Genomic DNA, 17120 nt, shown 5'->3' with positions numbered 1-17120 from the left:
GCCGGCGCCGCCGCCGACCCGCCGCACCAGGAGGATGCTCCCGTGAGGAAGCCCAAGATCGTCCCCAACCCCAAGGCCGTCGCACGGCACAGCTGGACGTTCCAGCTGAACCTGTTCGCGACGGTGGCCTCGTCGGTCGTGCTCGGCATGTCGGTCCTCGCCGGATCGCCGCCGGTCGACCCCGTCTGGTTCGCCGTCGGCTACGGCGTCGTGAACCTCCTCGCCACCGGGGCGCGCTTCATCGCGCAGCCCGAGATCTCCGGAGAGACCGCCTGATGTTCGCCTGGCTCACCCGCAAGCCGGCGGTCGCCGGCGTCCCTGCATCCGCCGCCGTCGCGCCCCGGCCGACGGGCCCGAAGCTCGGGTCCCGGCTCAAGCGATCCGCCGCGGCGGCCGCCCTGTGCACCGGCCTGATCGGCGGGTTCGAGGGCCTCCGCACCACGGCCTACCCGGACCCGGCGACGGGCCGCGAGCCGTGGACGGCGTGCTTCGGCGAGACCGACGGCATCAAGCGCGGCGACACGTTCACCGTCGCCGAGTGCAAGGCGATGCTGGCCGCCAGCCTGGAGCAGTACGCCGTCAAGCTGGAGGCCTGCATCAGCCGGCCGATGGCCGACGAGACGTACTCGGCCTTCCTCTCGCTCTCCTACAACATCGGTTCCGGCGGCTTCTGCAAGTCGTCCGTCGCCAGGCTCTGGAACGCCGGCGAGACCCGCGCCGCCTGCGACGCGATGCTCAAGTTCAACCGCGCCGCGGGCGCCGTGATGCCGGGCCTGACCCGGCGCCGGACGCAGGAACGCGCTCTTTGCCTGAAGGGACTCTGACATGTTCGAGCTCGCCCTCGCCCTCCTCGCGTTCTGTGCCTTCTGCGCCCTCGTCGAGGCCGTTCAGAAGGTGCTTGTCGCCCGGGCCAAGCGCCCGGCCTGCCCCTGCCAGGACCTCCACTCCCTGACCCTCACCCCGGGCGCGGTGTTCGAGCTCCCGCCCGGCACGGTGGTCCCGCCCGCGCCGGCGCCCGGCACCTTCGATGTCACCCATGTCGAGTTCGGCCTCGGCATCGAGGGCGAGTGGGAGGAGACCGGCCGGAAGTGGGTGACGACCTACCGGCACACGCAGGGCGCCGACGAGGTGGTCAACCTCCGCACGACCTTCTCGGCCGACGGCGTCGAGGACGTTGCACGCGCCTTCAAGCGCGCCGCCGGCGAGGTGCACTGACCGTGCTCGACCTGCTCCTCGCCCTGATCTGGACGCCGATCGGCATCGCGGCCTTGGTGGCGCTGGCGGCCGCGGTCGTCGCCTTCCTCTACCTGCCGAAGCTCGGCGTCCCGCTCCTGGCGGTCGCCGTCATCCTCGCCGGGGCGGCCTACGTCACCCGGATCCAGGACGATCTCGGCGCCGCCCGGCGCGAGCGCGACGAGGCCAAGGCCGACGCCGCCGCCAAGGGCCGGGCTATCGCGGCGATGGAGGAATTGTCCCAACGCGGGGACAAACGGGCCCGCGCCGCCCGCGAGACCCATCGCCGGATCCTGGCCGCTCCGGCCTCCGACGACGCGCCCGTCGCCCCGGTGCTGCGCCAGGTCCTGGAGGGCGGCCGATGATCCGGGTCGCCATCCTCGCCGCGTTGGCACTCTCCGTCGCCGGGTGCCAAACCGTTTCCCGGTCGACCGTGCCGGCCTCCCTGCTGACCTGTTCGGGCGAGCCCGCCTGGCGCAAGGGCGGGACGCAGCGCGACGTGGCCTCCTACGTCGCCGACCTCCGCGACGCCCGGGCCGATTGCGCCGATCGGCTCGATGCCGTCGGCCGGATCGTGGGGCCGACACGATGATGCCGGTCGCCCTTCTCGCGCTCGCCTGCCACGCGCAGCCGGCCCTGCCGACCCCGGCGACCGACGGCATCGTCGCCGTCCTCCGGGGCGAGGCCGTCCCTCCGGCGCCGGCTCGGGTTGACGTCGCCGCCGCCATCGTGGCGGCCGCCCCGCTGCGCCACAGAGTCCCGCGGAGTGCACGATGACCCGCCTCGCCGCCCTCGCCGCCGCCCTGCTGCCGATCCCGGCCTCGGCGGGTTGCCCGTCCGCCCCGGAACTCGTCGCCGCGATCCGGCCGACCCTGCCCGAGACGGGCTTCGTCGGCCTGGTCCCGTCCGGCTCCATGCCGACCGTGCTGGCCTGGCTCGAAGCCGCCGACCTTCCGCATGACGCCGACGCCATCGTTCAGGTCGTGGGCGATCGGGGCATCGCCCTCGTCCTCGTGCAGGGGCAATCGTGCGAGGGGCGGCCCGTGGTGACCCTCATCGGCGCGGCCGCCGCCGACCTCGTCGGCCTGGTTCGACGGTACCGCGCACTGCGTGGCTGGGGTCCGGAGCTAGGCGCATGACCGTCCAGGAGCGCGACACGCGCGACGCGAGGCTGTTCGCCGCCGACGCCCTGAGGGAGGCGCGATCCGCCATGGCGTCGCCGCCGACGGAGGCCGGCTACTTCATGGCGGTGTTCACCCTGCTCGCCGTCGGGGCGATGTTCCCGGCGATGCTGGCCGAGCCCGACGACTCCGACGACTGAGGCGCCGAACCGTCCCGACCGCGTGGCCCAGCGGGCCCGCGGGGCCGCCTCGCCCCATACAGGGTTGGACTACGTAGGCCGGAGGCCCGCCCCCTAGGCGATCCGATCCTGCCCGCGGGGCCGTTAACCGTGGACCATTTTGACTGGCGAGACACCGCACAAGGAAATGCTACCCAAAGGGGCTTCGCTTCCCGGGCTCGAAAATTGTGCGATTTTATTTCGCAATTTGCGCCGATTTCCGTTGACGGAACGTTTGAGCTTGTGTCACGGTTAGACACCAACCAAGACAAGGAGCCGACGATGAGCAACGCCCCGAACCCCGCCGCCCAGGTCTACGAGGAGGAGCCCGACATCGACGCGATGCTCGCCGCCATGGCCGAGCAGGCCGCGCGGAAGGCTGCGGTGGAAGCGGAGGAGGAGCCCGACATCGACGGCCTCCTCGCCTGGATGGCCGCCGAGGCCGCCCGGAAGGCCTGAAGCCCCCGCCGGGGCCGACGCGCCCCGGCGATCCCTTCCCGCCCGCAGCACGAGGATCGCTCGGATGTCAGAGTCCCGCCGCCAGCGCGTCATCTCGGAATTCGGCTCGCTCGTGGCGTACCGGGCGTACGTCACCGAGGGCCGAGACGTCTGCGCCGCCACGATCAAGAAGGACCGCCTCACCGCCTGGACGGAGAGCGAGTTCAAGACCCTCGCCCGGGAAGCCGACTACCTGCTCGACTGGAAGGCCGACCTGACCTGGGTGACGGCCGAGATCGCCGCCGACGAAGCCGAACGGGCGGCCGCCCCCGCATGCGCCGCCTCGTCCATTCCCGCCAACGCCTGAACCAAGGACACCACGATGCCCAAGCGCACCCCCGATCCGATCCTGGACCTCACCGACGAGGAGACCGATGAGTTGCTCAACCGGGACCTGGACATTGATGAGCTGGTCGCCGACGCCCGGCGCTCGGTCGCGGGGCACCCCGACTTCGGGCACCTCGACCCGGACGTGCGGGTCAAAAGCACGCCCGAGAAGCCGTACGTCGCCAAGCGCGCTGCGGACGTGATGATGCAGGCCCTGCTGACGACGACAGCCGGCCAGGACATGAGCCAGAGGACACGCCGCAAGGTCGTCAAGGCGATCCTGGTCGGCCTGGAAGAGGAGTCGATCGATCTCGTCACGGTAGGCAATCTCGCCCGAGAAGCGACCGAAACCAACGCCATGATGCTGCTGATGGCGTCGGGCTGGTATTACCTGCGCGGCGGGCTGCCGTTCCTCAGACCTGTCATCCGGCCGAGCTGGCGTACGGCGGCTGCCCAACCGAAGGCCGCCCCCCAGCTGGCCTACGTCTACGAAAAGCCGATCCCGGAGGAGGCGGAGGAGGAGCCCGACGTCGATGCCATGCTGGCCCTGATGGGCAATCTCCCGCCCCTCGGCCGCCCCGGACACTGAGTAGGATCGCCCCATGTCGAAGCGCCCCCGTATCGCCCACGCGCTCCCCCCGGAGCCCCTGGCCGTCTACCCCTTGGAGCTCCACACGATCGCCGAGGCGGTCTACGGCGCCGGCTACACCCGCTTGCAGCTCGCGGAGGGGCTGTCGGCCGCCCGCGGGCGGAAGGTCAGCCTGTCGATCGTGTCGATGTGGAGCACCGGCGCCCGGCCGATCCCCGGGTGGCTGACGCCCGTCCTCGACGCCCTGCTTCTTGAGGGCGCGGCCGAGCATGAACGCGCCGCCGTCACCTGCCGCCGGTACCGCGCGGATCTTCTTCGCCACCAGCTGCAGGGCGTGCGGCCGCCCGAGCCCAAGGCACCGAATCCCGCGCCGCCCGAGGCGGCCGTCGACCAGGGCCAGGAACTCGTCTCCGAGACGGCAGGTTGAGCAGGTAACGGCATCTCCGAGACTGGTAACGCGTTTGCCGAAAACCGGGGTGTTCGGATCAGGGTGGTTTTACTGAAGTAATCGAAGGACTTCCGAAGATATGAATACAAAAAACGCCGTAGCACATTTGAGCACACCGTCGGGTCCACACGGGCCGACGGTGTGCTCAAACGTGCCGGCCGTCTGGTCAGGACGGGCCGACGCCAGGCCCCGTGGTGGCCTCGTCCTCGGGGGCCGGCGCGTCGGCGGGACGGCCCCGGCCGCGGCGGCCGTCGAGGATCCGGGCGTGGCGCTCCTCGGGTGTGGGGCTGGGGGTCCCAAGCAGGAACACGCGGCCGCTCTCGCAGACCGCGTAGCCCTCGCCCTGCTGGAGCACGATGCTGGTCTTGAGGATCGTGTCGCCGTGTAGAGGATGACCCCAACAGTACGCTTCGATGCAGGGCCTGGTCGAGCCCGGGTAGTTGCGGACGCTCCAGTCATCGAGGAACGGGGCCGCGTCGATGGCTTCGGCCCTCGGGCGCCATGCGGGATCCACCCCGGCGAGGGCGGCGCGCACGGCATCCCGGCGCTCCTCGACGGCGGCGCGTTCGGCGGGTGTCAGGTCTCGCAGGCGCATCAGGGTGTCCTCTCAATGGACACCCTCGCCCCGGAGGATGCCACCTACAAATCAGGGCAGCCGGCGGACGGTCGGGACCCCCGCCCTCGGGCAGCCATCGAGACCGGCCGTTGCCATGAACAGCGGCGCCGTCGGACGCGTCGCGAGAGTGAACCGGCCCTCGGGGTGCTCACCCATGACCCACTCCGGTTCAGCGGTGGCCACGCCCTTGCGGATGACCCAGCGGGCCGGGTGGCCGGGGCCCTCGTCGAAACAGGCGAGCATCCATCGCGTCTCGACGGGACCGCGCTCCAGGGCGAGGATCGCCTTGCGGTGGCCGTCGGCGACGTCGACGCGGTATCGCTCGGGCGAGGCGGCCGCGGTGCCCGAGGCGACCAGGGCGGCGGCGAGGATGAAGGTCCGCGTCATTATAGCTTCCTCCGCTTGGCCGCATCGCAGACGTCGCAGGCGATCTTGACCCACCCGCCCTTCCGGTATGCCCCGGGGCCGCCGCAGGTCTCGCAGATGACGGTCGAGAGGCAGCTGGCCGCATCGAGGATGGCGGCAACCTCGTCGCCCGTCTCCTCGGGCAGCTCCTCCGTGTACCAGCGGAGTTCAGCAAACTTCGACTTCACCTGCGCCGACTTCACGCCGTCGAGGGCCTGGTGGCCGGCGAGCGTCTCGGCCGTCGCGCGCGCCAGTTCGAGCCACGCGTAATCGACCTGCAGCGTCCCCTCGGGGAACAGGGTGGCGTAGTCCCGCTCCAGGTCCTCGGAGACGATCGTGCACGTCGTGGGCACCATGCCGTTCGGCAGGCCGTACCTGGCCGATCGGATGGCGACGTACCGCTCGGCGATCTCGACGGCCATCGCGACGCCCTCGGCGGTGTCCCGGCGACGCGTTCGCTTGTCGAGATCGGCCGGCAGCGCGGGCGGGCGCGTGACGGTCGCCTCGATCGCGACCCGATCCGGATGCGTGGGCCGCACCGGCATGGCCTCGATGGCGACCGTCGCCTCGGGGCCGAAGAGCCTGGTGAGGAAGTCGCTGAGCTCGGGCGCAGCGCGGCGTTCTCGGCTCGTCATGACGGGCTCCATGTGCGGGTGCGGGCGGGCGGCAGGATGGCGATCGACGCGAGGAATCCCGCGGCCGATCGGGCCTCGCGCAGGGCGAGCGCCGGGTCGCGGTCGCCGTCCTCGGCGAGACGCAGGAGGGCGGCCGCGTAGGCGTAGACGCCGCGGCCGATCGTGGGCTCGACCGCGCCGTCCATGACCTGGTCTTCGACGCGGTCGCGGAGGTCGCGCAGCTGGGGGATCGACATCACCATCCCCTCAGTGCGCGAGGCGCGGGCTGGACCGCAGGGCGACAATCCGCTCGACGGCGCGTCGGAGGGGCCTGATGGACCCGCCCCGCCATGCGCCGGCCAGCGCGTCGATCTCGGTGCCGTCGAGGTCCGGGATCCACCTGGCGTCGGCCACGTCGGCGCGCAGGTCGTCGAGGATGCCGCGGACGAGGACGGGAAGGTCCCGGCGACGCGGCGTGCCGACATCGATCGTGACGAACCGGTCGAGCAGGGGCCCGCGCAGCGAGAGCACGTCGTTGGCCGTCGCGACGAGGCTGATCCCGCTGAGATCCACGGCCGTCTCTAGCCCGATGTCCCAGTAGGCCCGGCGCGTCGAAGGCTCGGCAAGCCCGAGAAGGACTTCCCGGAGGCTGCCGTTGTGGCCGCCTGCCGCCGGCGACTTTTCGAGTTCGTCGAGGATGACGACGCCGGTCGCGCTGCCGCTGGTGATGGGCAGCTGCGCCATGACGCTCGGCCTCGCCGTCGACCACTGCGCCGCCGTGCCGCCGAACGACGAGTCCGATGCCGAGGCGCAGGCGTAGACGATCGAGGGCACGCCCATCGCCGCGACGAGGTCCCGCGCCAGGCTCGTCTTGCCCCCGCCGGGCGGCCCGACGAGCAGGATGTTCGGCACGGCCGCGTAGGGCCGCCCCATCATCAGGCCGACGATCCGGGAGACGGCCGCCTCCGCCCACGGCGTGCGCTCGACGAGCCGCTGCCCGAGGTCCTGCAGATCCGGCATCGGGGCGCAGGGGAGCCGGCGGCCCGCGATGGTCCCGGCCTGTCCCTTCGGCTTCTTGCCATCCGCAGCGGCAGGCAGGACCAGGATCGAGGGTGCAGCCGCGGCCTGCTCAACATCGGCAAGCCACGACATGTCGAGGCCGGCCGCCTTCGCAGGTGCAGGCCGAACGGGCGTCATCAGCTCGGGCGCCGCGACGGTCGAGGCCAGCGTCTCCAGCAGCGTCCGAGCCGAGACCCGCTGGACCCGGCGCTCCGAGACCCAGGACGGATCGACGTCGTTCTCGGTATCGGCGATCGCGCCGGGCTCGCGCGGGATCCGGCTTGCGTATGCGGTGAGCGTGACGCCGATCTCGCGCACGGGACAGGGATCGCTCCCGGCGACGGTGGCGTAGGCGTGGAGCGTCTCGATGCAGAGCGCGACGGCCCGGGCGACCGCGCCCGGGTCCCCCATCTCCGCGAGGTACAGCGTCATGCGGTCCGCGATCTCCCGCAGGGCGTCGAGCGTGTCGAAGCTCGAATGCGGCGGCCGGCAGCCGGCGTCGGCATGGCGCAGCGCCAGGCTCTCCAGCACGAGGCCGGTGCTGATCTCAGCGTCGGTCCTGAACGCGGCGAGGGCCTGCATCAAGTCCTCGGGCAGCGCCGGCGCCAGCCGTTCCCCGACGGCGGTCGACCAAGCCTCGATGTCCCGGTCGAGATTGCCGTGGACCCAAGGGTACCCGACGAGGATTTCCTCGACGCTGGGGATCTGGGAGGGCGGCCGGTTGCCCAGGTCGGTACGCAGCCTTTCCTCGCTGTCGGCGTACGTGACGATGCGCGCAGCGCGGCGCGCCCAGCGTTGGGGGTCGTCGGTCATCGGAGGATCTCGCGGGAATAGGAAACGGGACGCGCGAAGGCGCCGAGCGCGGGGCTCAGGCGATGGCGGTCGGTTTCTCTATCGAGCGAGCGGAGGTCATCGGGTCGTCCTTGGCTACGGAGCCACTAGAATCGTTCGGTCGGTCCTTCGCAACAGTTGCTTGCCGGGACGTTAAAGTTTTCCCTGGTCTCTAGCCTACCAACGCGGTTCACGGCCCGCAGCGACATCCTCCCGGGTCTCCTCGTTCTTGCGGCTCAACTCGTCCAGCGTAGGGCGACCATGATTGTAGGTCCCGAGGTGCAGGTCGAGGTCGAGCCGGTGGAGCACCCGCAGGACGCGGTGGATCGACGGCTCGAAGCTGTCGCCTCTCTCGAATTTCGAGAGCCACGTCAGAGAGACGTCGGCCTGCGCTGCCAGCTGGCGCTGCGAGAGCCGTTTGCGTTTCCGGAAGCGCGCCACTTCCTCGCCGAGATCGAAGATGTCCATGTCCGGATCGTAGCCGGCCATGATGAAAGACACCCCCACCGACTCAGCGGCTGCGCGAAATTCCGGTCACCGTCCAGTGCGAATCGTTCGATCGTGGCACACTGCGGATCTGTCGAAATCCGTAGGGGGAAATGGGATGTCACCTGAAGCGGAGGTCCTCGACCCGGCCGTCATCGCCCGCCTGGCGAAGCGGTTCGCGGGCAACGCCCGGACCCGGGCTAACCACGCCCGATGGGCCGCATGGGCGGCGCAGGCTGCCCTGCCGCCGACGCCGCCGTGGGAGCTGATCCGGGAGGTCCTCGATCAGGCGCAGGCCGACGGGCTCAACACGCGCCAGCAGGCCGCGGGCGTCTACTCGATCATGGTCGCCAAGGGCCTCATCTCGGAGGGTCGGGCGTGACGGCTCTCCACCACCTGCAGGTCCGCCGGGCCCGTCGGCTGCCGGTCCCGTTGCCGCCCAAGCCGAAGCGGCCGCTCGGGCCGCCGGTGGTGTGCATCTTCCGCGACGTCTCGATCCGTGTTCGCGCCGACGTCGAGAAGGCGGGCGTCACGTGGGACCAGTTCCTCGACGAGCTCGCGGGCGAGGAGCGCCTGCCACCGCTCCACCTGGTCACTACCCTCGTCGCCGGCCATGAGCGGCATGCGTTGGCGAAGGAGATCGTGCGGCGACGGCGCGCGATCCAGAAGGCCCGACGCGAAGGTGCGGCGCAGGCGAGCGAGACCCTCCAGGCATTCTGGGATGCCCGGGCTGCGGAGAGGGGTGCTCCCATTTCGATCCTGGAGCGCCTGTTCGGAAGGCCGGCGTCATGATCGAGAGCGACTGCGCACACCTGTTCCGCCGATACGGGGTCGCCCTCGCCATCAACGAATTCCTTTCAGGGCAGCTGCTTCCCGACGATCGCCTCGACGGCGGCGGCCGCGGCCCCGGGCTCGCTCCCGTGCGGGACGACCGTGCTCGACAGGGCGCGCCCCGTGACGAGGTCGACGACGAGGACGGTCGACCGCTCCGTGCCGAGGAGGACGCGGACGACGAGCTCGATGCGGGTGCTGGATCCGGGGCCGTCCTCGATCGGGTAGCGGCCCTCGACGTGGCCGGCCGGCCGGCGCGGGGGCGGCTCCATCCCTTCGAGGATGCGGATGGCTGCGGGATCGTACTCGTCGTCGTCGGGCATGCGGGGGAGTCTGAGGCCGCCCCCGAGCAAGGGCAAGCCTGGACGGATGCGGAGAAGGCCCCGGCGGGCAGCAGCCTGCCGGCGGTGTGGTCGGCCTGGTGATTGAGACGACGATGCAGATCAAGGACCTGGGTGACGAGGCGATCCGCGAGATCCTGGCGGAGGCGCTCGACGGCATGACCCCCGGACGGGGAAGGCGTGGGGGCTGGATCTCGATTACGAGCACGGCGACCTGCGCCTGGCGTGCGACTACAAGCACGTGACGACGGCCAACGTCCGGCCGCACATGGTGCCGCTGCGGGACGACGAGCCCCGCGTCCCCGACGCCATCCGCTTCCGCAGCGCCCTGCGCCGGCTTGTGCTGCAGGCGACCCAGGCGGTGACGCCGGTCCCGGGCGCGGCCGACATCCCCGCCGCGCTGGCCCGGACCTTCAGCGCGATCGCGGCCCTCGACGCCCTCAAGGAGAAGGTCGGCCCCAACGAGGTCTTCCCCCTCGGGCACGACCTGTACCGGATCCTCGACCACCTGACGGGGAACGACCACTCCGGCTGTTCGAGCGCGCCGTCGGTCTCTGACTACGGCAGGGGGGCCTGAGCGATGTCGCCGTCGAAGGTCCGGAGCCTGGCGCGCCAGTACGCGGGGATGACCCCCAGCGAGATATCCAACCACGAGGACTGGGTCCGCCGGTTCAAGGCCGAGCGGGCCGAGGCGGAGGCGCGCAAGGCCGAGGCGGAACGCCAGTACGGGGTTGAGCTCCAGGCGATGACCGACCTCGATGCCGTCCGCGAGACTCTGCGGGTCACGTGCGACGAGTACGAGAACGATGCTGACCGGGCCCTGCAGATGCTCTCGATGGCCGGCTTCGTCCGATCCGACAAGCCTCACCTGGTCGACGCGTAGAGGGCTCTCGACGCGGTCGTCCGCACGATCGTCGGCATGATCCCCCGGCTGGTCGATCCACCTTCGTACTCCGAGATTGCCAGCCTCAACGAGCTCATCATGAGCGCGGCGACGTCCCTGTCCAAGACGGCTCCGGTGAAGGCCTGACCATGTCCAAGCACTGCGACGAGTACCTCGACGACCCGACCCAACCCGAGTGCCTGCGGCGGTTCCTCGACTACCAATGCCGCCCGGCCGCGCTGAAGTACCCGACGGGCGACGCGGCCTTCGATAAGGCGATCGAGGATCGGCACGGCCTGCCCATGTGGCGCGACCCGGTCCCGACCCTGTTCGCCGACTGCGACGGCGAGCGCGTCCGGGTGACGATGGCCTCACGGTTCGGGGACGTCGGCGTCACCACGACCCTGACGGACGAGCACGGGTACGACGTCCGCGTCCCCGTCGACTACCTCTCGGACTTCAGCGCGACGGCGCCGGAGCCGAAGGAGATCGTCACGGTCGGCGGCATCGGCATTTCCGTGAGACGCAAGGGCGTGCGCGAGATGGCCAAGCGCATCGAGCAGACCACCGAGCTCACGACCGAGGTCGAGGTGACCTACCGGAGCGTGAGCCCGTTCGTCTCGATGCTGGCCTCGCTCCGGGAGGCCGGCCCCAACCGCAAGGCGCGCCGGGCTGCCGAGGCCAAGGCACGGAGGCGAGCATGACGAAGGCGAGGCTCACACCCAACGGCGACGGCACCTTCTCCCTGTCCGCGGGCAACATGCACCTCAACCGCGTGGCGCTCCCCTCGCTACGCGGGGTGGTGACCTGCCGAACCCTGCAGGCGACGGTCATCGGTTGCGGGGATGCCAAGGACGGGTCCTGGTCCGTCGCGCTCGACGACGTGAAGCTCGCGGCCGACCCCGTCTTTCAGATCGAGCCGACCTCTTGGGTGGCGGAGTGCTTGAGGCAGCAGGTGCAGGCCGCCATAGACGCTGGCTCGTACACCCCGCCGGACAGCCTCACCGCCGAGGAAATCGTGGCCGGCATGACGTTCAGCCCGGTCGGATCGAAGACCTTCATCAGCGGGGATGACGTCGAGCAGGTGAACCTCGGCTACATGGTGGACCTTTCGTGAGGCGGGCCACGATCGACGAGCTCGCCCGCGGGGCGACGCGGACCGTCGAGCGCATCATCGCCGCCGATCCAGGGGACGGCCCGGCCGAGCGGGAGTCCCGAATTCGGGACGCGCTCGCGCTTTGGATCGAGCACGCCGTGAAGCGGGAGTTCCACAACGACCGGCGCCGGGTGGGGAGGACGCGGGCATGATCCACGGATCGCTGCAGGTCCTGGTCATCTGGGTCGCGTTCGGCCTGCCGCTGGGGACCGCCGTCGGCCTGGCGATCGCATGGGGCGACAGCTGAGGCGGAGGCCGTTTGGGGCTGCGACAAAGGGCTGAGCTCAGATTTCGCTTTGTTGAGGGCCATAACAAAGCGAAATCGAGCGAAGCCCTTTGTTAGAACCCCGTTTTCGGGCCTAAACGCCCGGAAAACACGTCTTACGATGCTTTGTAGCGGCACTAAGTCGACTTAAGGCGCCGAAAACGCCGTTTTGCCGCTGTTTTGACGGTCTAACAAAATGAAAACCGGGATTTCACTTTGTTTTGAGCCTTAACAAAGCGAAATCCGGCCTGATCCCTTTGTTTTGACGCCTGAAACCTTGTGAATGGCCCCTCAAAGCCTTTGTGGAGGCTCCGTCGGGACCGTTCGCTCGCTTTGTCGGGCCTTTCCGGGCCTTGGACCGCCCAAAGGGGCCTTCCGACAAAGCGAAAGTTACCGAAGCCCTCTCCGCGCGGCACGGATCGCCTGGGTAACGATCGATAAGGTCGATCCCTCAAATTCGAGCGATCACCTTCAAGATCAGTCAAGATGAAGCAAGTATTGCGAAGATCGATAAAGAAATAAGGTGGGGTCCGCTAAGGTTCTGGAAGGTTTTTCGGTACATCTAAGGTGCCTCTTCAACGAAGGAGGCACATCATGGCAAGCTCCCCCCACAACCGCACCGACGAAGACAAGGCCGACCCCGCGGTGGTCGAACGCCTCATCGAACTGGCAGCCAAGTCCGAGCGGGACCTGCTGCCCATCGTGCAGTCGGGTGGCGACGTCGACGGCTGGGTCGCGCGCTTCGTCGGGACGCACGACCTCGTCTACTGCATCTGGGAAGACCCCTCGCGCGACGTCGGGCACGATGCCTGGGTGCTGAGCGGGGGGCACGAGCTGCTCGCGAACGGCATCACCTGGAACCAGAGGATCGGCGCCATCCGGGTGGCTTCGTTCGAGGCCGCCGAGATGATGCAGGCGCACCACGGCGACTTCCGCGACTCCCCGTTCGTCGAGTGCCCGCGCCTCACGCATATCGTGCTGCTCAACGGAGGGGACCCGATCAACGTGATGTTGGTGGGCGATCCGAACCCCCTGCCGCTCCACCGAAGCGTGACGGAGGCCACGCTGGAAAAGGCTGCCGAGGCCGCCAAGGCCGCCTTGATCCTCGCTGAGCGCAAGCGTCGTGAGCGAGCCCGGCGGCGCCGCGACCGGAAGCGGAACGGCTGACCCGACCTCGCGTGCGGCAGCGCACGCGATGGTGGCGGGCGTGACCTGGAACGGGACACGCCGCCCCTGGCAGCATCCTCCCGCGACGCCTTCCGCCGGGTACGAAACGTATCGGCCCCGGCCCCGTCGCCGACCCCCTCGCCGGACCTCGTCCGAGCGGGGTTTCGGCACGTTTCGGCCCCAGTTACGGCCCCACAGCAAAAAGCCGCCCGGAGGCGGCTCTGCTAAGTCGTTGTATTTGCCGGTAAAAATTGGAGCGGGCGAAGGGATTCGAACCCTCGACCCCAACCTTGGCAAGGTTGTGCTCTACCCCTGAGCTACACCCGCTCACAATGCTGGCCCGCTGGAAACTCTCGTGCCCGGCGGCCCCGGCGGCGCTCTCTAAACACCATTCCAACCGGCGTTGCAAGCGCCCTCCGCGAGGATTTTTCCGCGCCGTCGGTTCTCACCAGAGGTCGGCGGGCGGAAGGCCGTCGCGGATCTCGCGCAGGCGCGCCACCGTCGCGCGGGTGGTCGCGTCGGGGAGCGCGTCCAGGGCGAAGAAGGCGCAGGCCGCGATCTCGCGGTCGGGCCGCTTCTCGCCGAGCACCGTGAAGGCCGGGGCGACGTAGAGGGCGACGTGGTCCCGGAGCGACGCCGCGCGGTTGCGATAGAAGCCGTGCAGGCGCAGCGCCGCCCCCGGGTCGACGGCGATCTCGGCCTCCTCGCGAAACTCGCGCGCCATCGCCTGCGGCGCGGTCTCGCCGCGCTCGACGCCGCCGCCGGGCAGCTGCCAGCCGGTGACGTAGGTGTGGCGCACGAGGCAGACGCGGCCTTGCGGGTCGAAGGCCGCGCCGCGGACGCCGAGCGTTATCCCGCGGGTCGCCAGCGCGCCGAGGTGGAACAGGCGGCGCGCCAACGGCCGGTCGAGGAGCTTCGTCATCGGCGGGGCCCGGCCGCTCAGGCCACGTCCAGGACGATCTTGCCGAGGCCCGCGACGGCGCCGACCATGCGCTCGCCCCGGCGCACCGGGCCGACGCCGGCCGGCGTGCCGGTGAAGATCAGGTCGCCGGGCTGCAACTCGAAATAGGCCGAGAGGTAGGCGATCTGCTCGGGCAACGACCAGATCATGTCGGCGAGGTCGCCGCGCTGTCGCTCTGCGCCGTCGACCGAGAGGGTGATCGGCCCCCGCGCCGGATGCCCGATCGCGGCGGCCGGGTGGATCGGGCCGATCGGCCCGGAAAAGTCGGCGGCCTTGCCGAGGTCCCAGGGGCGGGCGAGCGCCTTGGCCTCGTCCTGAAGGTCGCGCCGGGTCATGTCGAGGCCGATGGCGTAGCCGTAGACGTGATCGAGGGCGGTCTCGACCGGGATGTCGCGCCCGCCGGTGGCGAGCGCGGCCACCAGCTCGATCTCGAAATGGTAGTTCTCGGTGCGCGGCGGATAGGGGTGGTGCGTCGGCTCGGATCCGCAGGCCTGGAGCGCGTCGGCGGGTTTCATGAAGAAGAACGGCGGCTCACGGTCGGGGTCCTTCCCCATCTCGCGGGCATGCGCCGCGTAGTTGCGCCCGACGCAGTAGACCCGGCGCACCGGGAAGAGGTCTTCGCTGCCGCCGACCGGCAGGGCGATGCGGGGCGGGTTCGGGATGACGGACAGCATGGCGTGCCTCGTGAGACAGGGGCGGGTCGTCGTTCGGGCATTCGGTAGACCGCGCGCCCGCTGCGGCTAGAGCCACGCCGCATCGCGTTGCGACGAGCCATGGCTCTAGGCCTTTGTTACAACGTGCTTTCTTTCGCCGAACCGGTGTCCACCTCGGCGGAAATCACTCTAGTCTTAGGCCAGCGACCGGTCCATGCCAGCCCGCAGCGTTTGCATCGCGGCCGCGTCCGTTCGAGAATCCCTGCCGAAGAATCGCCCATGACCGAACCCGCCCTCGCCCCGGCTCCTTCCGCCGACACCCTCCTCGAAGCCCTGCGCGCGCGCCTCGGGGCGGCCCACGTGCTGACCGCCCCGTCCGACCTCGACCCCTATCTCGTGGAGTCGCGAAAACTCTATCGCGGCTCGGCGCTGGCCGCCGTGCGGCCGGGCTCGACCGAGGAGGTCGCCTTCGTGGTCGAGGCCTGCGCGGCCGCCGGCGTCGCGGTGGTGGCGCAGGGGGGCAACACCGGGCTCGTCGGCGGCGGCGTGCCGCATGGCGGCGTGGTGCTGTCGCTGGCGCGGATGAACCGCATCGTGTCGCTTGACGCGGTAAATGCGAGCATCGTGGTCGAGGCCGGCGCGATCCTCGCCGACGTGCAGGATGCGGCCGACGCCGCCGGGCTGCTGTTCCCGCTCTCCTATGCCTCGCGCGGGTCGGCGCGGATCGGCGGGGCGCTGGCCTGCAATTCCGGCGGCATCGCCGTGCTCGCCTACGGCAACGCCCGCGACCTCGTCCTCGGGCTCGAGGTGGTGCTCGCCGACGGCCGGGTGTGGAACGGCCTGAAGGCCTTGCGCAAGAACAACGCCGGCTACGACCTCAAGCACCTGTTCGTCGGCTCCGAGGGCACGCTCGGCATCATCACGAAGGCGGTGCTCAAGCTGTTCCCGAAGCCAGCCTCGCGCACGGTCGGGTTCGTCGGGCTGCCCTCGGTGCGGGTCGCGCTCGACCTGTTCGCGCGCCTGCGCAAGCGCGCCGACCGGGATCTCACCGCCTTCGAGTTCATCCCGCCGGTCGGGCTCGACATGGTGCTGCGGCACATGCCCGGCACGGTGCGGCCGCTGGCCGGCGCGCACGGCGCCTACGCGCTGATCGAGCTCGCCTCCGCCCGGCCCGACGCCGACACGAGGGCCGAGCTCGAGGCGGCGCTCTCGGACGCGATCGAGGACGGGCTCGTCGAGGACGCGACCCTCGGGGCGAGCGAGGCGCAGAACCTCGCGCTCTGGGCGTTGCGCGAGCACCTCTCGGATGCGCAGGGCTACGAAGGCGGCTCGATCAAGCACGACGTGTCGGTGCCGCTGTCGCGGCTCGCCGACTTCGTCGAGCAGGCGAGCGCGGCCTGCGAGGCGGCGATGCCGGGCCTTCGCGTCTGCGCCTTCGGCCATGTCGGCGACGGCAACATGCACTTCAACCTCAGCCAGCCGGTCGGCATGGACAAGGCCGCGTTCCTCGGTGCCTGGGCCGACTTCAACCGCATCGTCCACGACATCGTGACCGCGATGGACGGCTCGATCGCCGCCGAGCACGGCGTCGGCCTGATCAAGCGCGACGAGCTGCAGCATTACGGCGACCCGGTCGCCCTCGACCTGATGCGGGCGATCAAGGCCGGCCTCGACCCGCAGGATCGCCTCAATCCCGGCAAGGTCGTCGCCCTGTCGTCCAACCCGCAGCCCGCCCTGCCCTGACGTTCCGCGTCGCGGACTGCCGAGGCGGGTGGAATTACATTGTGCGACGCACCATCTGTTGCCATGATGGATGACGCATCGCGCCATAAATCGGCTCATCGGCCGGTCCAAGGTGCGACTCGCGACCGGCCGGAGTCAGGCCGGGAGCGTGCGGGTTTCCCTGCGTTAGCCGGGCGTTAACGGCTGAGGTCGCGTTTGGAACGTGGACCTCGGTCGCGCGGCCGGCAGCAGGGTCCGGCACTTGCTTGGGCCAGCTGCGGGTCTTCGCAGACGCGAAGACGGCGGCCGGCCCGCGATGTGACGTTTCAAGGAGACGATCGAGATGCCCACCTCTCAGGCCCGCGTGCAGACCGCCGAGGCGAGCCGCTACCTGCAGCAGCTCTGCCGCCACTGGAGCCATAAGTTCCCGGTGTCCGCGACCCCCGAGCACGGCACCGTGCCGTTCGGCGAGGACCGGGTCTGCACCTTCGACGCCGAGCCCGACGCCCTGTTGATGCGGATCGCCACCTCCGATCCCGCCGGGCTGACCCGCCTGGAGAACGTCGTCTCCGACCACCTGATGCGCTTCGCCTTCCGCGAGAGCCTCGGCGAGATCACCTGGTCGCGCGCCGCCTGAACCGGTCGCGCGCCGCCTGATCTGGTCGCGCACCGCCTGATCCGTTAGACCCCGCACCG

General features: G+C 70.2%; 31 protein-coding genes and 1 tRNA gene. 22 read left to right on the top strand and 10 right to left on the bottom strand.

What is annotated here, in order from left to right; genetic code table 11:
• From FV226_RS07665 to FV226_RS07620, 11 genes are all read left to right on the top strand, one after another.
• Positions 1-276: hypothetical protein (locus FV226_RS07665; protein WP_246691523.1), on the top strand; the 276-nt coding region annotated here is incomplete at its 5' end.
• Positions 276-824: a lysozyme gene (locus tag FV226_RS07660; protein WP_147762437.1), complete on the top strand. Its 549-nt coding sequence runs from the start codon at positions 276-278 to the stop codon at positions 822-824. The genes FV226_RS07665 and FV226_RS07660, both read left to right, overlap by 1 nt.
• A 1-nt stretch (position 825) precedes the next feature.
• Positions 826-1215 carry a hypothetical protein gene (locus FV226_RS07655; protein ID WP_147762436.1) on the top strand — a complete coding sequence of 130 codons (390 nt, stop codon included), beginning with the start codon at positions 826-828 and terminating at the stop codon, positions 1213-1215.
• A 2-nt stretch (positions 1216-1217) separates the two neighbouring features.
• On the top strand, positions 1218-1598 hold the full coding sequence (locus FV226_RS07650; RefSeq protein WP_147762435.1) for a hypothetical protein: 381 nt from the start codon (positions 1218-1220) through the stop codon (positions 1596-1598).
• Positions 1595-1825 carry a hypothetical protein gene (locus tag FV226_RS07645; protein ID WP_147762434.1) on the top strand — a complete coding sequence of 77 codons (231 nt, stop codon included), beginning with the start codon at positions 1595-1597 and terminating at the stop codon, positions 1823-1825. Before FV226_RS07650 ends, FV226_RS07645 begins: the two co-directional genes overlap by 4 nt.
• Positions 1826-2006: 181 nt before the next feature.
• A complete protein-coding gene (locus tag FV226_RS07640) occupies positions 2007-2372 on the top strand; it encodes a hypothetical protein (RefSeq protein WP_147762433.1) in 366 nt (121 codons plus the stop codon).
• Positions 2369-2554, top strand: a complete 186-nt coding sequence (locus tag FV226_RS07635; protein ID WP_147762432.1) for a hypothetical protein — start codon at positions 2369-2371, stop codon at positions 2552-2554. The genes FV226_RS07640 and FV226_RS07635 overlap by 4 nt, the downstream gene beginning before the upstream one ends.
• 300 nt (positions 2555-2854) lie before the next feature.
• A complete protein-coding gene (locus tag FV226_RS27905) occupies positions 2855-3031 on the top strand; it encodes a hypothetical protein (protein ID WP_187278717.1) in 177 nt (58 codons plus the stop codon).
• A 64-nt stretch (positions 3032-3095) separates the two neighbouring features.
• The gene (locus tag FV226_RS07630; RefSeq protein ID WP_147762431.1) at positions 3096-3377 is read left to right on the top strand and encodes a hypothetical protein; all 282 of its coding nucleotides are present in this window, start codon (positions 3096-3098) and stop codon (positions 3375-3377) included.
• A gap of 15 nt (positions 3378-3392) precedes the next feature.
• On the top strand, positions 3393-3986 hold the full coding sequence (locus tag FV226_RS07625) for a hypothetical protein (protein ID WP_147762430.1): 594 nt from the start codon (positions 3393-3395) through the stop codon (positions 3984-3986).
• A gap of 13 nt (positions 3987-3999) precedes the next feature.
• The gene (locus FV226_RS07620; RefSeq protein ID WP_147762429.1) at positions 4000-4413 is read left to right on the top strand and encodes a hypothetical protein; all 414 of its coding nucleotides are present in this window, start codon (positions 4000-4002) and stop codon (positions 4411-4413) included.
• Positions 4414-4600: 187 nt separating this feature from the next.
• Here FV226_RS07620 and FV226_RS07615 read toward each other — a convergent pair whose 3' ends face one another.
• The 6 genes from FV226_RS07615 to FV226_RS07590 form a co-directional block, all read right to left on the bottom strand.
• On the bottom strand, positions 4601-5029 hold the full coding sequence (locus FV226_RS07615) for a hypothetical protein (protein WP_147762428.1): 429 nt from the start codon (positions 5027-5029) through the stop codon (positions 4601-4603).
• A 51-nt stretch (positions 5030-5080) separates the two neighbouring features.
• The gene (locus FV226_RS07610; protein ID WP_147762427.1) at positions 5081-5437 is read right to left on the bottom strand and encodes a hypothetical protein; all 357 of its coding nucleotides are present in this window, start codon (positions 5435-5437) and stop codon (positions 5081-5083) included.
• The gene (locus FV226_RS07605) at positions 5437-6090 is read right to left on the bottom strand and encodes a hypothetical protein (RefSeq protein WP_147762426.1); all 654 of its coding nucleotides are present in this window, start codon (positions 6088-6090) and stop codon (positions 5437-5439) included. Before FV226_RS07605 ends, FV226_RS07610 begins: the two co-directional genes overlap by 1 nt.
• Entirely contained in the window at positions 6087-6326 is a 240-nt protein-coding gene (locus FV226_RS07600; RefSeq protein ID WP_246691522.1) for a hypothetical protein, read from the bottom strand. The genes FV226_RS07605 and FV226_RS07600 overlap by 4 nt, the downstream gene beginning before the upstream one ends.
• A 10-nt stretch (positions 6327-6336) precedes the next feature.
• Entirely contained in the window at positions 6337-7941 is a 1605-nt protein-coding gene (locus FV226_RS07595) for an AAA family ATPase (protein WP_147762424.1), read from the bottom strand.
• A 195-nt stretch (positions 7942-8136) separates the two neighbouring features.
• The gene (locus FV226_RS07590; protein ID WP_147762423.1) at positions 8137-8448 is read right to left on the bottom strand and encodes a helix-turn-helix transcriptional regulator; all 312 of its coding nucleotides are present in this window, start codon (positions 8446-8448) and stop codon (positions 8137-8139) included.
• Positions 8449-8563: 115 nt separating this feature from the next.
• Between FV226_RS07590 and FV226_RS07585 the strand changes: the two genes are divergently transcribed.
• Complete coding sequence (locus FV226_RS07585; RefSeq protein WP_147762422.1) at positions 8564-8827, top strand: hypothetical protein; 264 nt, start codon at positions 8564-8566, stop codon at positions 8825-8827.
• The gene (locus tag FV226_RS07580; protein WP_147762421.1) at positions 8824-9237 is read left to right on the top strand and encodes a hypothetical protein; all 414 of its coding nucleotides are present in this window, start codon (positions 8824-8826) and stop codon (positions 9235-9237) included. The genes FV226_RS07585 and FV226_RS07580 overlap by 4 nt, the downstream gene beginning before the upstream one ends.
• A gap of 65 nt (positions 9238-9302) precedes the next feature.
• On the opposite strand, the gene FV226_RS07575 is transcribed toward FV226_RS07580, so the two are convergent.
• Positions 9303-9599: a hypothetical protein gene (locus tag FV226_RS07575; RefSeq protein ID WP_147762420.1), complete on the bottom strand. Its 297-nt coding sequence runs from the start codon at positions 9597-9599 to the stop codon at positions 9303-9305.
• A 113-nt stretch (positions 9600-9712) separates the two neighbouring features.
• On the opposite strand from FV226_RS07575, the gene FV226_RS27900 reads away from it, so the two are divergent.
• The 7 genes from FV226_RS27900 (at position 9713) to FV226_RS07545 (ending at position 13088) form a co-directional block, all read left to right on the top strand.
• The gene (locus FV226_RS27900) at positions 9713-9862 is read left to right on the top strand and encodes a hypothetical protein (protein WP_187278716.1); all 150 of its coding nucleotides are present in this window, start codon (positions 9713-9715) and stop codon (positions 9860-9862) included.
• Entirely contained in the window at positions 9859-10194 is a 336-nt protein-coding gene (locus FV226_RS07570) for a hypothetical protein (protein WP_147762419.1), read from the top strand. Before FV226_RS27900 ends, FV226_RS07570 begins: the two co-directional genes overlap by 4 nt.
• A gap of 3 nt (positions 10195-10197) precedes the next feature.
• Positions 10198-10500, top strand: coding sequence for a hypothetical protein (locus FV226_RS07565; RefSeq protein ID WP_147762418.1), 303 nt, complete (start codon positions 10198-10200; stop codon positions 10498-10500).
• A 149-nt stretch (positions 10501-10649) separates the two neighbouring features.
• Positions 10650-11204 (top strand): hypothetical protein, encoded by a 555-nt coding sequence (locus FV226_RS07560; protein ID WP_147762417.1) that lies wholly within the window; start codon positions 10650-10652, stop codon positions 11202-11204.
• Positions 11201-11617: a hypothetical protein gene (locus FV226_RS07555; protein WP_147762416.1), complete on the top strand. Its 417-nt coding sequence runs from the start codon at positions 11201-11203 to the stop codon at positions 11615-11617. Before FV226_RS07560 ends, FV226_RS07555 begins: the two co-directional genes overlap by 4 nt.
• Complete coding sequence (locus tag FV226_RS07550) at positions 11614-11808, top strand: hypothetical protein (RefSeq protein WP_147762415.1); 195 nt, start codon at positions 11614-11616, stop codon at positions 11806-11808. Before FV226_RS07555 ends, FV226_RS07550 begins: the two co-directional genes overlap by 4 nt.
• Before the next feature lie 707 nt (positions 11809-12515).
• Positions 12516-13088, top strand: a complete 573-nt coding sequence (locus tag FV226_RS07545) for a hypothetical protein (RefSeq protein ID WP_147762414.1) — start codon at positions 12516-12518, stop codon at positions 13086-13088.
• 252 nt (positions 13089-13340) lie between these two features.
• Here FV226_RS07545 and FV226_RS07540 read toward each other — a convergent pair.
• The 3 genes from FV226_RS07540 to FV226_RS07530 form a co-directional block, all read right to left on the bottom strand.
• A tRNA-Gly gene (locus FV226_RS07540) sits at positions 13341-13415 on the bottom strand.
• A 118-nt stretch (positions 13416-13533) separates the two neighbouring features.
• A complete protein-coding gene (locus FV226_RS07535) occupies positions 13534-14010 on the bottom strand; it encodes an NUDIX domain-containing protein (RefSeq protein ID WP_147762413.1) in 477 nt (158 codons plus the stop codon).
• Between the two features lie 17 nt (positions 14011-14027).
• On the bottom strand, positions 14028-14723 hold the full coding sequence (locus tag FV226_RS07530) for a fumarylacetoacetate hydrolase family protein (RefSeq protein WP_147762412.1): 696 nt from the start codon (positions 14721-14723) through the stop codon (positions 14028-14030).
• A 258-nt stretch (positions 14724-14981) separates the two neighbouring features.
• On the opposite strand from FV226_RS07530, the gene FV226_RS07525 reads away from it, so the two are divergent.
• Together FV226_RS07525 and FV226_RS07520 are read left to right on the top strand one after the other, a co-directional pair.
• Positions 14982-16445, top strand: a complete 1464-nt coding sequence (locus tag FV226_RS07525) for an FAD-binding oxidoreductase (protein ID WP_147762411.1) — start codon at positions 14982-14984, stop codon at positions 16443-16445.
• 322 nt (positions 16446-16767) lie between these two features.
• The gene (locus tag FV226_RS07520) at positions 16768-17061 is read left to right on the top strand and encodes a DUF2218 domain-containing protein (RefSeq protein WP_147752874.1); all 294 of its coding nucleotides are present in this window, start codon (positions 16768-16770) and stop codon (positions 17059-17061) included.
• Positions 17062-17120: the final 59 nt, after the last annotated feature.

The organism is Methylobacterium sp. WL12, from assembly GCF_008039475.1.
GTDB lineage: Bacteria > Pseudomonadota > Alphaproteobacteria > Rhizobiales > Beijerinckiaceae > Methylobacterium > Methylobacterium cerastii.
The sequence above is the reverse complement of the archived record's forward strand: the minus strand, read 5'-3'. Positions and strand labels throughout refer to the sequence as shown.

Coding starts and splice junctions, on each gene's coding strand:
- FV226_RS07660 (WP_147762437.1), top strand. CDS start 276: ATGTTCGCCTGGCTCACCCGCAAGCCGGCGGTCGCCGGCGTCCCTGCA.
- FV226_RS07655 (WP_147762436.1), top strand. CDS start 826: ATGTTCGAGCTCGCCCTCGCCCTCCTCGCGTTCTGTGCCTTCTGCGCC.
- FV226_RS07645 (WP_147762434.1), top strand. CDS start 1,595: ATGATCCGGGTCGCCATCCTCGCCGCGTTGGCACTCTCCGTCGCCGGG.
- FV226_RS07640 (WP_147762433.1), top strand. CDS start 2,007: ATGACCCGCCTCGCCGCCCTCGCCGCCGCCCTGCTGCCGATCCCGGCC.
- FV226_RS07635 (WP_147762432.1), top strand. CDS start 2,369: ATGACCGTCCAGGAGCGCGACACGCGCGACGCGAGGCTGTTCGCCGCC.
- FV226_RS27905 (WP_187278717.1), top strand. CDS start 2,855: ATGAGCAACGCCCCGAACCCCGCCGCCCAGGTCTACGAGGAGGAGCCC.
- FV226_RS07630 (WP_147762431.1), top strand. CDS start 3,096: ATGTCAGAGTCCCGCCGCCAGCGCGTCATCTCGGAATTCGGCTCGCTC.
- FV226_RS07625 (WP_147762430.1), top strand. CDS start 3,393: ATGCCCAAGCGCACCCCCGATCCGATCCTGGACCTCACCGACGAGGAG.
- FV226_RS07620 (WP_147762429.1), top strand. CDS start 4,000: ATGTCGAAGCGCCCCCGTATCGCCCACGCGCTCCCCCCGGAGCCCCTG.
- FV226_RS07615 (WP_147762428.1), bottom strand. CDS start 5,029: ATGCGCCTGCGAGACCTGACACCCGCCGAACGCGCCGCCGTCGAGGAG.
- FV226_RS07610 (WP_147762427.1), bottom strand. CDS start 5,437: ATGACGCGGACCTTCATCCTCGCCGCCGCCCTGGTCGCCTCGGGCACC.
- FV226_RS07605 (WP_147762426.1), bottom strand. CDS start 6,090: ATGACGAGCCGAGAACGCCGCGCTGCGCCCGAGCTCAGCGACTTCCTC.
- FV226_RS07600 (WP_246691522.1), bottom strand. CDS start 6,326: ATGTCGATCCCCCAGCTGCGCGACCTCCGCGACCGCGTCGAAGACCAG.
- FV226_RS07595 (WP_147762424.1), bottom strand. CDS start 7,941: ATGACCGACGACCCCCAACGCTGGGCGCGCCGCGCTGCGCGCATCGTC.
- FV226_RS07590 (WP_147762423.1), bottom strand. CDS start 8,448: ATGGCCGGCTACGATCCGGACATGGACATCTTCGATCTCGGCGAGGAA.
- FV226_RS07585 (WP_147762422.1), top strand. CDS start 8,564: ATGTCACCTGAAGCGGAGGTCCTCGACCCGGCCGTCATCGCCCGCCTG.
- FV226_RS07575 (WP_147762420.1), bottom strand. CDS start 9,599: ATGCCCGACGACGACGAGTACGATCCCGCAGCCATCCGCATCCTCGAA.
- FV226_RS27900 (WP_187278716.1), top strand. CDS start 9,713: ATGCAGATCAAGGACCTGGGTGACGAGGCGATCCGCGAGATCCTGGCG.
- FV226_RS07565 (WP_147762418.1), top strand. CDS start 10,198: ATGTCGCCGTCGAAGGTCCGGAGCCTGGCGCGCCAGTACGCGGGGATG.
- FV226_RS07560 (WP_147762417.1), top strand. CDS start 10,650: ATGTCCAAGCACTGCGACGAGTACCTCGACGACCCGACCCAACCCGAG.
- FV226_RS07555 (WP_147762416.1), top strand. CDS start 11,201: ATGACGAAGGCGAGGCTCACACCCAACGGCGACGGCACCTTCTCCCTG.
- FV226_RS07545 (WP_147762414.1), top strand. CDS start 12,516: ATGGCAAGCTCCCCCCACAACCGCACCGACGAAGACAAGGCCGACCCC.
- FV226_RS07535 (WP_147762413.1), bottom strand. CDS start 14,010: ATGACGAAGCTCCTCGACCGGCCGTTGGCGCGCCGCCTGTTCCACCTC.
- FV226_RS07530 (WP_147762412.1), bottom strand. CDS start 14,723: ATGCTGTCCGTCATCCCGAACCCGCCCCGCATCGCCCTGCCGGTCGGC.
- FV226_RS07525 (WP_147762411.1), top strand. CDS start 14,982: ATGACCGAACCCGCCCTCGCCCCGGCTCCTTCCGCCGACACCCTCCTC.
- FV226_RS07520 (WP_147752874.1), top strand. CDS start 16,768: ATGCCCACCTCTCAGGCCCGCGTGCAGACCGCCGAGGCGAGCCGCTAC.